The sequence below is a fragment of the Gordonia desulfuricans NBRC 100010 genome (assembly GCF_001485495.1).
In the GTDB taxonomy this organism is placed as follows: Bacteria; Actinomycetota; Actinomycetes; order Mycobacteriales; family Mycobacteriaceae; genus Gordonia; species Gordonia desulfuricans.
Genome location: NZ_BCNF01000169.1, coordinates 1 through 13,470 on the forward strand (window position 1 = coordinate 1; position 13,470 = coordinate 13,470).

The following is a 13,470-nucleotide window of genomic DNA, read 5'->3' on the forward strand; positions in this document are numbered from 1 at the left end:
GGGCGCGGCGGGGCGGGGCGTTGCGCTGCGGCACGCTGTGCCTCGGCGCGTTCCTTGAGTGCGGACAGGTCGACGGCACCGGACATGGCCACTGCCGCTTGCTGTGCCGCGGCTGCCTGCTGTCTGTTCGAAGGTCGGGTCACCCCACTAGTGTGGCACGACCGCCGGGGGTGGTTGATCGCCTCGGTCCCCGTCGGGTCCGGTGTCGCGGCGGGGCGCGACCACTCCGGCGGCGAGCGCGGCGAACGTCAGCATGGCGACCACCGGGGTCAGCCCCAGACGCAGCGTCGACTGCCCGGAGATGAAGCCGACGACCGCCGGGCCGGCCAGCATGCCGAGGTATCCGCAGCCGACCACCACCGAGATCGCCCGGCCGCTCGATCGGGCGGTGAGATTGCCTGCGGCGGTGAAGATCTGCGGGATCAGGCCGGCCAGTCCGATTCCGAAGACCGTCCATCCGACGATGCCGAGGACGGCCGGGGCGGTCCCGACCGCCGACGGGATCAGCGCTATCGAGATCCCGATCATGCCGATCACCGCGCCGTAGCGCACCACGGCCACCGCGCCGACGCGTCCGACGATCGGGTCGATCACGAACCGGGCGACCATCATCGCGGCACTGAAGCAGCCGAAGGCGATCGCACCGATCGCGTCGCGGACCCCGAAGGTCTCCACGACGTGCAAAGCACTCCAGTCGTATGCGGTGCCCTCGGCGAGCATCGCGGCAAAGGCGACCGCGGCGAGCAGGATCAGCCGGCGCAGGTCGATGCCATGCCACCAGCGGGTGGCCGGATCGGTGTCGTCGGGGGCGTCGGCATCGACCGGCTCGTGTCCGTAGTCGCGGTCGACCAGTCCCCGGGCGACCACGGCGACGACGACCAGCCCGCATCCGGCGAGCACGCCGACGGTGGCCGCCACCGGCCACCCGAGCCAGAGACCGACGGCGACCACTCCGGACCCGGCGAGTCCGCCGACCGAGAAGAAGCCGTGGAACGCCGACATGATCGGCCGGCCGTAGGCACGTTCGACCTGCACCGCCTGGGCGTTCATCGAGACGTCGAGGCTGCCGTTGACGAAGCCGAAGGCCACCAGGGCGGCGGCGAGACCGGCGGGTCCGGTGGCCAGGACCGGTCCGAGCATCACCGGACACAGGATCACCGCGGCGACGATCGTCGTCGGCCGGGAGCCGATCCGGTCGATCAGCGGACCGCACATCTGCATGCCGATGAACGCCGCGGCCCCGATCAGCAGGAGGAAGGCGCCGAGCAGTTCGTGTCCGGTGCCGGTGCGCTCGGTGATCACCGGGATGTGCGCGACCCACAGTGCGGCCAGGAACCCGTTGAGACAGAAGATCGTGGTGACCGCACCACGTGCACGCCGGGCGCGACGATCGGCGGCGGCGCCGACCGCTCCGGCCGGAGCCGCTCGACGCACCCCGGGACTCAGTCCGATGTGCCCGGCTGCCGCGGGCCCTCTGGTTGTCCGAGATGGGCGTTCACGCGCGCCACCTTACCGGTGAGCTCATCGGTGTGCCCGGGGCGGATGTCGGCCTTGAGGACCAACCCGACGCGTGGTGCGCGGGCCGCGACGGCGTCGGTGGCGGCCTTCACCACGGCCATCACCTCGTCCCACTCCCCTTCGATGTAGGTGAACATCGCCGTGGTCTGGTGCGGCAGTCCGGATTCCCGGACCACCCGCACCGCCTCCGCGACGGCCTCGCTCATACCGCCGTCGTCGGCGACGGCATCACCGCCGGACGGGCTCAGACTGAATGCGACGATCATCGCCTACCTCGCGGGGAGCCGGGGGGACAGCAGGTCAGGCGGCCAGGCCGGCACCGGTGGACTCGGCGTCCACCGACAGTTCGGCGAGATGGCCGTTGCGGGCGGCCCACCATTCGAAGATCACCGAGCCGAACGGCGGGATGGACGAGATCAGCGCCAGCGCGGTGATCTTGACATTCCACCGCAGGGACACGGCGGTGACCAGCGAGATCAGGATGAACAGGATGAACACGCCACCGTGGACGGCACCCGGGATGGCGACCGCCTCCTCGTGGCCGAGTACCCACTTGAAGAACATCGCGATCAGCAGGGCCAACCAGCTGAGGGCCTCGAGCCAGGCGACGATGCGGAATCGTTTGGCCGGGGTGGACAGGTCGAAGAATTGCCTCATGGTAGCCATTGTGCCGGAGGCACGCAGGCTCTACGACATCCCGTAGTAGAAATGCGACATGCGCGGTGACCGAGGTCACCGCGCATGTCGCATCAGGATCTGGTGTCAGGCCTTGGGGACCCGCACGATCAGGGCGTCGCCCTGACCGCCGGCGCCACACAGTGCCGCAGCACCGATACCGCCACCGCGACGCTGCAGCTCCAGCGCCAGGTGCAGGGTGATGCGAGCACCCGAGGTACCGATCGGGTGGCCGACGGCGATCGCACCGCCGTTGACGTTGACGATCTCCGGGTCGACGCCGAGCGCCTTGGCCGAGCTGAGTCCGACGGCCGCGAAGGCCTCGTTGATCTCGATCACGTCGAGATCGGACGGCGAGATGCCCTCACGCTCACATGCCTTGGCGATCGCATTGGCCGGCTGCTGCTGCAGCGACGAGTCGGGGCCGGCGACCACACCGTGCTTGCCGATCTCGGCGATCCAGCTGACGCCCAGCTCCTGCGCCTTGGCCTTGCTCATCACGATCACCGCGGCCGCGCCGTCGGAGATCTGCGAGGAGTTGCCCGCGGTGATGGTGCCGTCCTTGCGGAATGCCGGACGCAACCCCGACAGCGAGTCGGCGGTGGTGTCGGCGCGGATGCCCTCGTCCTCGGCGAACTCGATCGGGTCACCCTTGCGCTGCGGGATCGGGACCGGCACGACCTCGTCGGCGAAGACACCGTTCTTCCATGCGGTGGCCGCCAGGCGGTGGCTGCGCGCGGCGAACTCGTCCTGCTCGGCACGGGTGAAGCCGTCGGCGTCGTTGCCCTGCTCGGTCAGCGCACCCATCGGCTGGTCGGTGAAGGCATCCCACAGGCCGTCGAAGGCCAGGTGGTCGACGAGCTCGGTGTTGCCGTACTTGAAGCCGCCGCGGCTGCCCGGCAGCACGTGCGGTGCCTGGGTCATCGACTCCTGGCCACCGGCGACGACGCAGTCGAACTCACCGGCGCGGATGAGCTGGTCGGCCAGCGCGATGGCGTCGATACCCGACAGGCACATCTTGTTGATGGTCAGCGCGGGCACGTCCCAGCCGATGCCGGCCTTGATCGAGGTCTGGCGGGCGGGCATCTGGCCGGCGCCGGCAGTGAGCACCTGACCCATGATCACGTAGTCGACGGCCGACGCGGGCACGCAGCCCTTCTCGAGGGCACCCTTGATCGCGATGGCACCGAGGTCGACGGCGCTGAATCCCTTGAGAGATCCGAGCAGACGGCCGAACGGGGTGCGGGCACCGGCGACGATGACCGACGCGGACTGATCTGAAGCCGAGGACATGGAACCTCCAACGCAGGGGCGAAGCGCACAAACCGAGCGATCGCTTAAGTACTTTTCCGCATCTAACGCTACCGTGAGTCCATGACCGCTTCAGCAGCTGACCCCACCTCAGGCACCGCCTCGGCGACCGCGGCGATCTCCGACCTCGTCGTCGCGATCGATCATGTCGGAATCGCCGTCCCCGATCTCGACTCCGCCAAGCAGTGGTATGCCGACCACCTGGGCTTCGTCACCCTGCACGAGGAGACCAACGACGAGCAGGGCGTCCGCGAGGCCATGGTGGGCCCCGCCGACGGCGACGGCGGTGCCGTGATCCAGCTCCTGGCCCCGCTCACCCCGGAGTCGACCATCGCGAAGTTCCTCGACCGCAACGGCCCGGGCCTGCAGCAGCTGGCCGTGCGCGTGACCGACGTCGACGCCGTCATGGCCCGCCTCACCGGTGCGGGCGTGCGGGTCCTCTATCCCGAACCCCGCCGCGGCACCGCCGACTCGCGGATCAACTTCGTGCACCCCAAGGACGCCGGCGGCGTGCTGCTCGAACTCGTCGAGCCCGGCAAGCACTGATCCCGCCGCCGACACACCGTCGGTGACATCCCCCCGGTGAAGCCCTCCGCGGCCCGCGATCCGCGCCAATCCGATTCGTGACGGGGATCGGCGCGGATCTGCCCCTAGACTGGTCGGCATGTCAGTCCCCGCATCCAGGCAGCAGTTACCGTTCACGGTCGTGATGCGCGGTTATGACCGCGAACAGGTCGCCGACCGGTTGCGTCGCATCGATGCCGAGATGCGTGTTCTCGCAGCCGATCGCGATGCCGCGACCGCCAACGCCCGCGAGCTCGCCGCCCACCTGCAGGACGCGCGCGAAGAGATCGAGGATCTCCGCCGCGAGGTGGACAAGCTCTCGGTCCCCCCGACCACCGCGCAGGGTATGAGCGAACGTCTGTCCCGCATGCTCCAGCTGGCCTCCGACGAGGCCTCGGAGATGCGGGCCGAGGCGTCGTCGGAAGCCGCCGAGACGGTGTCGGTGGCCCGGCAGGAGGCCGACGACCTGCAGCGCAACGCCGCCGAGGCGGCCGACCGGATCATCCGTGAGGCCAAGGAGAAGGCCGCGGCGATCGTCGCCGACGCCGACGCCTACCAGCGCGACACGCGCAGCCGGATCGACGCCGCCGAGGCCCAGTCGAAGGCCGACACCGAGCAGTCCACCCGCCAGCGCGCCCAGCGTGCCTCGGCGATGGAGGCCGAGCACGAGAACACGATGGCCGCCGCGCGCGCCGAGGCCGACCGGATCGTCGCGCTGGCCCGCTCGAAGGCCGACGAACTCGAGACCGGGACCGCCCAGACCCTCGCCGCCGAACGCGAACGGCACGATGCCGAGCTCGCCGACCTGCGTACCCGCACCGAGGAGCATGCGGACGCGATCATTGCGACCGCACACGAGATCGCCACCGAACGTCTCGCCCGCGCACGGGATCTGGGTTCACGCGTGTCGACCGCACGCGACGAGATCCTCGCCGAGTTCGCCCGAATCCAGGAGACGATGTCCGGGCTGCCGTCGATCCTCACCACCGAGGTCGACCGTGAACTGACCACCGCGTCGGAGACCAGCGACACCGACCTGCTCAACCAGGAGCTGTCGGAGCGGGCCCGGATCCGCGACGCCCGACGGCCCTGAGTCCGGTCAGAACAGGGCCGGTCAGAACAGCCGGAACTCGGTGCTCTCGGCGCCGCGCAGCGCGTCGTAGTCGAGGATCAGACAACGGATTCCGCGGTCCTCGGCGAGGGTGCGCGCCTGCGGCTTGATCTGCTGGGCGGCGAACACGCCCTGTACCGGCGCCAGCCGCGGGTCGCGGTTGAGCAGTTCCAGGTAGCGGGTGAGCTGCTCGACGCCGTCGATCTCGCCGCGCCGCTTGATCTCCACGGCCACCGTCGCGCCGTCGGCGTCGCGGCACAGCAGGTCCACCGGCCCGATCGCGGTCATGTACTCGCGGCGGATCAGGGTGTGCCCGTCCCCCAGCGTCTCCACGTGCTCGGCGAGCAGCTCCTGCAGGTGGGCCTCCACACCGTCCTTCACCAGGCCCGGATCCACGCCGAGCTCATGGCTCGAGTCGTGTTCGATCGCGGTGATCGTGATGCGCAGTTCCTCACCGGCCTTGTTGGTCACCACCCAGTAGGCGGCGACGTCGTCGTGGGCGGCGGCCACCTCGTCGGGGACGTCGGCCTCGGTGAGCCAGCAGGGCGGGCTCATCCAGTTCAACGGCTTGTAGGCGCGGTCGTCGGCATGGATGCTCACCGACCCGTCGGATTTGATCAGCAGCAGCCGCCGCGCCTTCGGCAGATGGGCCGTCAGCCGTCCGACATAGTCCACTTGGCATTCCGCGATCACCAGACGCACGCCCACGAGCTTAGAGCCCGGCCGATCCGTCCCGGCGCCGTGGGCGGGTCAGTCCGACGGCGCGTCGGTGACGGTCTCGTCGCGGGCCCGCTTGAGCAGGAATTCCTCGGCGTCGAACAGTGCGACGTCCATCGTGGTGTGCACATGCGGCAGGGTCGGCTCGAATCCGCGCAGCTGCTCGGGTGCACCGAGATTGGGTGCCACCGAGTCCGACCGGTAGAGCTCCACCGACTTGCGCACCACGTTGTCGGGGTCGACCAGGATGCCGCGTTTGCCCCGCGACGACAGCACGAACTTCGTCCCGAGCACCATGGTGCGGGCCACCGGGTCGATCACCCCGATCCGGGAGATGTCCACGATCGCCACGTCGATGTGGTCGAGGTCGGCCTCGATCCGGCGCAGTGCGCTCTCCGCACCGCCGAAGGTGAGGTCGCCCTGCAGCTCGTACACCCGCACCCGGTCACGGCAGGAACGCAGATAGATCCGTTCGCGGTCCGACCAGCCGGCACCGATCTCGATGTCGGCGAGGTCGTAGACCGCGCGCAGCGTCGACGGGGCCTCCCGGGCGACGTTGAACATGTGCAGTCCCAGATTGGTCGACAGTTCCCGGCAGGTCTGCACCCCGCGGACGCTGTTGCCGTGTTGGTCGAGGCGCGGCGAGTACACGCCGATGCCGAGCTGACCGGGCAGCACGGCCATGATCCCGCCGCCCACACCGCTCTTGGCCGGCAGTCCCACGGAGGTGACCCAGTCCCCCGCGCCGTCGTACATCCCGCAGGTGGTCATCACCGACAGCAGCCGCTGGGCGACCTCGTGGCTCATCACCTGACGGCCGGTGCGCGGGTTGACGCCGCCGTCGGCGATGGTCGCACCGATGGCCGCGAGGTCGGCGGCGGTCACCGTCAGCGAGCACTGCCGGTAGTAGAGGTCGAGGGCGGCCTCCACCGAGGTGTCGAGCACACCGAAACTGTCGAGCATGTAGGCGATCGCCCGGTTGCGCGAACCCGTCGTCGCCTCCGACCGGTAGACCGACTCGTCGAGTGCGAGGCGGCGGCCCGCGCACGCGGAATAGAACTCGACGATGTCGCCGAAAACCCGGTCGACGGTGCCGGGGTCGACGCTCTTGACCGGCGGCAGCAGCATCGACGCGGTGAGGATGGCGCCGGCGTTGATCATCGGGTTGCGGGGACGGCGCCGCTCGTCGACGCTGACCTCGTTGAACGCCTCTCCGGAGGGTTCCACACCGATCTTCGCGTCGGTGGCGGCCGTCCCGAGCCGGCTCAGCACCAGCGCATAGGTCAGCGGTTTGGAGATCGACTGGATGGTGAACGCGGTGTCGGTGTCGCCCTGGGCATAGACATGTCCGTCGTGCACGCACAGCGCCAGCGCATAGCCGTCGGGGTCGACGGCCGCGAGCTCGGGGATGTAGCCGGCCACCTCGCCGGACGTGTCGCCCGCGCAGGTGGCCATGATGTGGGTCAGATAGCCGTCGACTTGTGAGATCACACGGAAGAACCTAGTGCAGTTCGACGCTCATGCCCGGGTGAACGCCGCCGGGCAGTGCGCTCGTGTCACAGACCTGGACGCCGTCGGCGAAGCGGTACGGGTTGGCCACGAGCAGCCCACCGAGACGTTTGCGGAGGCGCGAGATCTCGGCCCGCACCGTCACCGTGCGCGCGGCGGTGCCGAACAGGTGCTGCGACAGTTGTGCGGCACTGACCCCGGCGGGGTGCGCCGCCAGATGCGACAGGATCTCGGCGTGGCGCGGGGAGGCCCGATGCGTCCAGCGCCCACCGGCACCCCCGACCAGCACGGTCATCGTGCCGTCGGACCCGGTGCGCAGGTCGATCGTCGTCGCCGGGCCGTCCCCGGGGTCGGACACCATCCGGAGCAGCCATCCGCCCGGGAGGGGTTCGACGTCGCATTCACCGAGTGTGTGCACCCACGACCGGCCCGGACCGAGCCCGTGCGGCAGCGTCAGCCGGGAGCGGGGCGCGATCTCGTCGACCGCGGCGACCCAGCCGTCGACGTCGACGGCGATGGTCGGCCCACCCGACCGCGCCATGATCGGGGCGGCCACCGCGCGCAACTGGTCGAGGACGTGCCGGTGATGGTCCCGCAGTTGCGACTCGGCCAGGCGGGCCACCGTGTCGACCAGTGCCAGGGTGGTCGGGTGGATGGTCGCGGCCGGACCGCTGACGTCGACGACGCCGAGGACCGCCCCGGTGCGCGGGTTGCGGATCGGGGCGCCTGCGCAGGTCCAGGTGTGATGGGTGCGCACGAAGTGCTCGGCGGAGAAGACCTGCACCGCGCGGCCGGATTCCAGGGCGGTACCGATCGCGTTGGTGCCCACCGCCGACTCGCCCCAGCACGCACCCTCGACGAAGCCGAGCCGATCGGCACGCTGCAGCACCCGCGGTGCACCGCTGCGCCAGAGGACATGGCCGTCGGCGTCGGCCACCACCAGGATGTTGTCGCCGTCGGCGACCACCGAGTCCAGGCCTCGGGTGAGGCCGTCGAGCACGGTGTCGAGGCCCGATCCGTGGCGGCGTGACTGCAGGTCGGCGGCCTCCAGCAGATGCAGGTCGGCGCCCCGGTCCGGATCGATGCCGGCCCCCAGCAGACGTGCCCACGACTCCCCGATCACCTGCCGCGGCCGGGCCGGCGGGCGGTCACCGGCCATCGCCGCGTCGTACACCGCGCTCAGCACCGCGGCGAACTGTCGGGGATCGTCGCCGGCGGACACGGCCGGTTCGAGCGTGGAAGTACCTGACGTCACACAGCGATTGTGCTCCCCGTCACACACCCGCGGCAATCGTCACACGGGGTTGCAGGGGGTTGCAGCCGCCCGCGGACCCGATCGGCAACCCGCTGCAACCCTTGCGAGCAGCCCCGGAGGCGGAGTGTGCTGTCCATCACATTCGGTGCATGACACCGAGCACGACGTCCGAGCACGAGCGCCCATCCGCGACTCCCATCCCGAGAGGATCATCATGACCCAGACACTCGAACCCGAGGTCGCCACCTCGACGGCCTCCCCCCAGGACCGTGCGCAGCGGTGGCTGGCACGCTTCGAGGCGGCACTGGCCGCCCGCGATGTGGCCGCGGCGACCGGCCTGTTCGCCACCGACAGCTTCTGGCGCGACCTGGTGTCGTTCACCTGGAACATCAAGACCGTCGAGGGCCGCGAGCAGATCGCCGACATGCTCGGCAGCCGACTCGCCGACACCGATCCGTCGGGATTCGCCACCAGCGAACCGGCCACCGAGGACGGCGGCGTGGTCTCGGCCTTCATCGAGTTCGAGACTGCGACCGGCCGCGGCTGCGGACACCTGCGGCTGCGTGCCGACGCCGACACCGGTGAGGACCAGGCGTGGACCCTGCTGACCAGCCTGCAGGAGCTCAAGGGCCACGAGGAGTCCCAGGGATTCGACCGGCCGCGCGGTGCGGTGCACGGCTCCGACCCCGACACCCGCTCGTGGGCGGAGAAGAAGGCCGACGAAGACGCCTCCCTCGGCCGCACCCGACAGCCGTTCGTGCTCGTCGTCGGCGGCGGGCAGGGCGGGATCGCACTCGGCGCGCGACTGCGCCAGCTCGGCGTGCCGGCGATCGTGATCGACCGGCACGAACGTCCCGGCGACCAGTGGCGCAAGCGCTACAAGTCGCTGTGCCTGCACGATCCGGTCTGGTACGACCACCTGCCGTACCTGCCGTTCCCGCCGAACTGGCCGGTGTTCGCGCCGAAGGACAAGATCGGCGACTGGCTGGAGTTCTACACCAAGGTGATGGAGGTCCCCTACTGGAGCAAGACCACCTGTCTGTCGGCGAACTACGACGAGGTGGCCGGCGCCTGGACCGTCGAGGTCGACCGCGACGGCGAACGGCTGACCCTCTACCCGCAGCAGCTGGTGCTCGCGACCGGCATGTCCGGCAAGGCCAACGTCCCGGACTTCCCCGGCCAGGACGTCTTCGCCGGCGACCAGCACCACTCCAGCCGACACCCCGGCCCGGACGGCTATGTGGGCAAGAAGGTCGTGGTGATCGGTGCCAACAACTCCGCGCACGACATCTGCAAGGCGTTGGTCGACAACGGGATCGACACCACCATGGTGCAGCGGTCGTCGACGCACATCGTCAAGTCGGACTCGCTGATGGAGATCGGGCTCGGCGCGCTCTACAGCGAGCAGGCGGTGGCCGACGGGATGACCACCAAGAAGGCCGATCTCACCTTCGCCTCGCTCCCCTACCGGATCATGCACGAGTTCCAGATCCCGCTGTACGACCAGATCCGCGAGCGGGACAAGGACTTCTACGACCGCCTCGAGGCCGCCGGGTTCGACCTCGACTTCGGCGACGACGACTCGGGTCTGTTCATGAAGTACCTGCGGCGCGGCTCGGGCTACTACATCGACGTCGGCGCGTGTGAGCTGGTCGCCGACGGCACCATCAAGCTCGCTCACGGCGACGTCGACCATCTGACCGAGAACAGTGTGGTGCTCGCCGACGGCACCGAACTGCCGGCCGACGTGGTCGTCTATGCCACCGGCTACGGGTCGATGAACGGATGGGCCGCCGACCTGATGGGCCAGGAGGTCGCCGACCGCGTCGGCAAGGTGTGGGGGCTCGGTTCGGACACCACCAAGGACCCCGGCCCGTGGGAGGGCGAGCAGCGCAACATGTGGAAGCCGACGCAGCAGCCGGGTCTGTGGTTCCACGGCGGCAATCTGCACCAGTCACGGCACTACTCGCTGTATCTGGCATTGCAGCTGAAGGCCCGCCTCGAAGGCATCCCCACACCGGTGTATGGCCTGCAAGAGGTCCATCACCTCCGCTGACCCGATACGGTGGGACTCGGTCGGACCACGCCTGGCACCGGACCTCTCGGTGCCAGGCGTTCGGCGTCCGACGCGCACACCGATGTTGGTCGACGAGCGGAGCCGCCACGATGCCCACCCCACGCCGGAACCTGCTGGCCGCGTACCTGCCCACGCCCGGTGGTGAGGATGCGCTCGGGCTGGGGATCGCGATGGCCCGGTCGCTCAACGCCGACCTCACCGTGTGCATGGTGCTGCCGCCCGCCGACCGTGCCAAGACCCCCGAGGCCCGCAGTCTGACCGAATCGCTCGACGACCAGGCCGCCGACTGGCTGGCGTCGGCGACCGCCGACGTGCCCGACGACGTCGTCGCCGAAGGACATCTCGCCTTCCACGAGAACGCCGCGGAGGGGCTGGTGCTCGAGGCCCAGCAGACCCACAGCGATGTCATCGTCGTCGGCGGTTCCGGCGGCGGGATCATCGGCCGTCACTCGCTGGGTTCGGTGGTCAACGATCTGTTGCACGTGTCGTCGACGCCGGTGGTGATCGCACCGCTCGGGGCCCGGGAGTCGGCCGAACCGATCCGCCGCATCACCTGCGCCATCGGTCGCCGGGGCGGCACCGGTGCACTCCTCGAGACCGCCGTCGCCACCTGCCGCCATACCGGTTTCCCGCTCCGGCTGATCTCGTTCGTGACCGCCGACGGCCGTCTTCCCGGTGACACCCGCACCGCGGCCGACGACCCCGCGCGCGCCGAGGCCGCCGAGCATCTGCGCGAACTGGCCGACGACGTCCGGGGCCGCCTGGAATCCGGACACGAGATCTCCACCGAGATCATCGCGGCCGAGTCCGTCGAGGCCGGTGTCGGCCTGGTGGAGTGGGCCGCCGGCGACATCGTCTACGTCGGATCGAGCCGCCTGGCCCGTCCGCTCCATCTGTTCCTCGGTTCGACGGCGTCCAAGATGCTCCGCGCACTCGCCGTTCCGATGGTGGTCGTCCCCAAGGACGCCGACGTCGAGGAGAGCTGACACCCGGGTCCACCCGGATTGCCGCTCACCTCGCCGCGTGGACCGGTCGGCCTGGGTGGACCGGTCGCGGCCGGGTCAGCCCTGGTATCCGATGGTCTCGTCCACCCAGTCGAGGATGACCTCCCCGACGTACTGGGAGGCGACCGGAGCGTCGTGGTACTGCGCACCGTTGGTCTCGCCGAAGCGGATGAACTTCTTCTTCTCGACCGTCAGCCCGTCGTAGAGCGCGGTGGGGCCGTCGCCGAAGAAGATGTCCTCGACGTAGTCGGTGACCAGGGTCGGTGAGGTGATCGCGGCCATCTGCTCGGGGCTCAGGGTGAACTCCTGCACCCGTCGCGAGATGCCGTACCAGTCGGTCGGTATCTGTCCGGCCGCGGCCTCATCATGTGCCTCGGCGGTGTAGATCTCCAACCGTTTGCGCAGGGCGAACGACTCCTGCGGGCTGGCCCCGGCGATGACGTCGTCGGCCCAGATCTTGTTGACCACCTCGGCCGGTCCCGCTTCCGCGATCTTCTTGATGCTCTCGGGGAAGGCTCGCCACGAACTGTCGAGCCCGGGGTCGGCGATCACGGCGGCCAGCCGATGTTCGTAGGCCGCGGCGCGGGCGACGAAGTAGCCGCCCAGGCTGATGCCGTGCAGCACGATCTTGTCCTTGTCGACGTCGTCACGCCCACCGAGATAGTCGACGATCGGGGTGATCACCTTCTCCCAGTCCGGCCGGAACACGATGTTGTGTTCGAAGAGCATCGACCCCTGTCCGGGGCCCTCGAAGATGAAGACGTGGTAGCCGCGCTCGAGGGCGGCATCACCTCCCTCGGCGAGCATGTCCACGTTCTGGCCGTCGCTGCCGTTGTTCATGATCACCACCGGCCGGGTACCGCTGCCGCCGGAGAAGAACCATCCGGGCAGCGGGTGGTCCTCGTAGGGAACCGACACCGACTCCGGGGCGGGGCGGGCCAGGCTGTTGGCCGCAGTCCATGCCGCGTTCATCGAGCCGTACACCTGCGCCTCGGCTCCCGGCGTCGACGTTCCCAGGACCCAGAACAGCGCCTGGTTGTAGTACTGCGCCGCACGCATGTACCGCGCACTCGCGGTCACCTTGTGTCCGGCCTTCAGCGCTTCGTCGGCCTGTTGGGTCAGCAGGTTCCCGGAGGCGATCCACGCGTCGTACACCGACTGATACGACGCCCCACCCGGCGCCGCATTCGCCTGGTTGACCGCGGTCAGGACCTCACCGACGGCCGCCGAGATGCCCGACGCCCCGAGTGCGATCATCGACTGGAAGTTCAGGTCCTCCTGGGTGAACAGCTGGAAACTGCTCACCTTCAGCTCACCGGCACCAGGTGCCGGCGGCACGGTCGAGACCGGGGGAACCGATGGTTGCGCCGATGTCCCCGACGAGTTGTCGGTGGAGCATCCCGCGGCGAGCAGCCCCAGACCGGCGGTGGCCGCGGTGAGGAAATGACGACGTGCGAGCATACGAACTCCCTGGCCGGCCCCCGGTTGGTATCGGCCCCTCCCTGCCGGGAGCGTAGAACAGGAGCTTCGATCTCGCCCGGATTCACCTCGGATTTCGTCACGAACTTGCAGGTCGACGTCCCGCAGCCACTCCCCGCATTCGACGGAGAGTCGGGGACGGTTCCGTACCCGTGCGAAAACCCGGGGAAGGTTCGGATGTCGAGAAGCCTGTGCCCTGAAACCAGGGGAAAGTTCGTCACCCCGTCCCGCTGAAACCAGGGGAAGCCCG

At 69.5% G+C, this 13,470-nt stretch carries 12 protein-coding genes; 4 read left to right on the plus strand and 8 right to left on the minus strand.

Going from position 1 to position 13,470, the window contains the following annotated elements:
• Positions 1 to 147: 147 nt before the first annotated feature.
• The 4 genes from GD1_RS22410 to GD1_RS22425 all read right to left on the minus strand — a co-directional run bounded on the left by GD1_RS22410 (position 148) and on the right by GD1_RS22425 (position 3,486).
• Positions 148 to 1,434: an MFS transporter gene (locus GD1_RS22410; protein ID WP_059039684.1), complete on the minus strand. Its 1,287-nt coding sequence runs from the start codon at positions 1,432 to 1,434 to the stop codon at positions 148 to 150.
• A gap of 8 nt (positions 1,435 to 1,442) precedes the next feature.
• Positions 1,443 to 1,784, minus strand: coding sequence for a thiamine-binding protein (locus GD1_RS22415; RefSeq protein ID WP_053776101.1), 342 nt, complete (start codon positions 1,782 to 1,784; stop codon positions 1,443 to 1,445).
• 34 nt (positions 1,785 to 1,818) lie between these two features.
• Complete coding sequence (locus tag GD1_RS22420) at positions 1,819 to 2,184, minus strand: DUF3817 domain-containing protein (protein ID WP_053776100.1); 366 nt, start codon at positions 2,182 to 2,184, stop codon at positions 1,819 to 1,821.
• 96 nt (positions 2,185 to 2,280) lie between these two features.
• The gene (locus GD1_RS22425; protein ID WP_020792990.1) at positions 2,281 to 3,486 is read right to left on the minus strand and encodes an acetyl-CoA C-acetyltransferase; all 1,206 of its coding nucleotides are present in this window, start codon (positions 3,484 to 3,486) and stop codon (positions 2,281 to 2,283) included.
• Between the two features lie 81 nt (positions 3,487 to 3,567).
• On the opposite strand from GD1_RS22425, the gene mce reads away from it, so the two are divergent.
• Both mce and GD1_RS22435 read left to right on the plus strand, forming a co-directional pair.
• Positions 3,568 to 4,050, plus strand: coding sequence for a methylmalonyl-CoA epimerase (gene mce / locus GD1_RS22430; protein WP_020792991.1), 483 nt, complete (start codon positions 3,568 to 3,570; stop codon positions 4,048 to 4,050).
• A 118-nt stretch (positions 4,051 to 4,168) separates the two neighbouring features.
• Positions 4,169 to 5,161 (plus strand): coiled-coil domain-containing protein, encoded by a 993-nt coding sequence (locus GD1_RS22435; RefSeq protein ID WP_059039686.1) that lies wholly within the window; start codon positions 4,169 to 4,171, stop codon positions 5,159 to 5,161.
• A gap of 21 nt (positions 5,162 to 5,182) precedes the next feature.
• On the opposite strand, the gene nucS is transcribed toward GD1_RS22435, so the two are convergent.
• The 3 genes from nucS to GD1_RS22450 are packed head-to-tail and all read right to left on the minus strand — an operon-like array spanning position 5,183 to position 8,660.
• Positions 5,183 to 5,881: an endonuclease NucS gene (gene nucS, locus GD1_RS22440; RefSeq protein WP_053776150.1), complete on the minus strand. Its 699-nt coding sequence runs from the start codon at positions 5,879 to 5,881 to the stop codon at positions 5,183 to 5,185.
• 48 nt (positions 5,882 to 5,929) lie between these two features.
• Positions 5,930 to 7,387 carry a glutaminase A gene (gene glsA, locus GD1_RS22445; protein ID WP_020791795.1) on the minus strand — a complete coding sequence of 486 codons (1,458 nt, stop codon included), beginning with the start codon at positions 7,385 to 7,387 and terminating at the stop codon, positions 5,930 to 5,932.
• 10 nt (positions 7,388 to 7,397) lie between these two features.
• Positions 7,398 to 8,660: a helix-turn-helix domain-containing protein gene (locus GD1_RS22450; protein ID WP_059039692.1), complete on the minus strand. Its 1,263-nt coding sequence runs from the start codon at positions 8,658 to 8,660 to the stop codon at positions 7,398 to 7,400.
• Between the two features lie 214 nt (positions 8,661 to 8,874).
• On the opposite strand from GD1_RS22450, the gene GD1_RS22455 reads away from it, so the two are divergent.
• Together GD1_RS22455 and GD1_RS22460 are read left to right on the plus strand one after the other, a co-directional pair.
• Positions 8,875 to 10,716, plus strand: coding sequence for a flavin-containing monooxygenase (locus tag GD1_RS22455; RefSeq protein ID WP_053776148.1), 1,842 nt, complete (start codon positions 8,875 to 8,877; stop codon positions 10,714 to 10,716).
• 110 nt (positions 10,717 to 10,826) lie between these two features.
• The gene (locus GD1_RS22460) at positions 10,827 to 11,723 is read left to right on the plus strand and encodes a universal stress protein (RefSeq protein WP_059039688.1); all 897 of its coding nucleotides are present in this window, start codon (positions 10,827 to 10,829) and stop codon (positions 11,721 to 11,723) included.
• Positions 11,724 to 11,798: 75 nt separating this feature from the next.
• Here GD1_RS22460 and GD1_RS22465 read toward each other — a convergent pair whose 3' ends face one another.
• Positions 11,799 to 13,202, minus strand: coding sequence for an alpha/beta hydrolase family protein (locus tag GD1_RS22465; RefSeq protein ID WP_059039690.1), 1,404 nt, complete (start codon positions 13,200 to 13,202; stop codon positions 11,799 to 11,801).
• Positions 13,203 to 13,470 lie beyond the last annotated feature (268 nt).

What these genes read in the sequence shown, in the direction of transcription:
- GD1_RS22465 (WP_059039690.1), bottom strand. Translation starts at nt 13,202, where the DNA reads ATGCTCGCACGTCGTCATTTCCTCACCGCGGCCACCGCCGGTCTGGGG.
- mce (WP_020792991.1), top strand. Translation starts at nt 3,568, where the DNA reads ATGACCGCTTCAGCAGCTGACCCCACCTCAGGCACCGCCTCGGCGACC.
- GD1_RS22460 (WP_059039688.1), top strand. Translation starts at nt 10,827, where the DNA reads ATGCCCACCCCACGCCGGAACCTGCTGGCCGCGTACCTGCCCACGCCC.
- GD1_RS22415 (WP_053776101.1), bottom strand. Translation starts at nt 1,784, where the DNA reads ATGATCGTCGCATTCAGTCTGAGCCCGTCCGGCGGTGATGCCGTCGCC.
- GD1_RS22420 (WP_053776100.1), bottom strand. Translation starts at nt 2,184, where the DNA reads ATGGCTACCATGAGGCAATTCTTCGACCTGTCCACCCCGGCCAAACGA.
- GD1_RS22455 (WP_053776148.1), top strand. Translation starts at nt 8,875, where the DNA reads ATGACCCAGACACTCGAACCCGAGGTCGCCACCTCGACGGCCTCCCCC.
- GD1_RS22435 (WP_059039686.1), top strand. Translation starts at nt 4,169, where the DNA reads ATGTCAGTCCCCGCATCCAGGCAGCAGTTACCGTTCACGGTCGTGATG.
- GD1_RS22425 (WP_020792990.1), bottom strand. Translation starts at nt 3,486, where the DNA reads ATGTCCTCGGCTTCAGATCAGTCCGCGTCGGTCATCGTCGCCGGTGCC.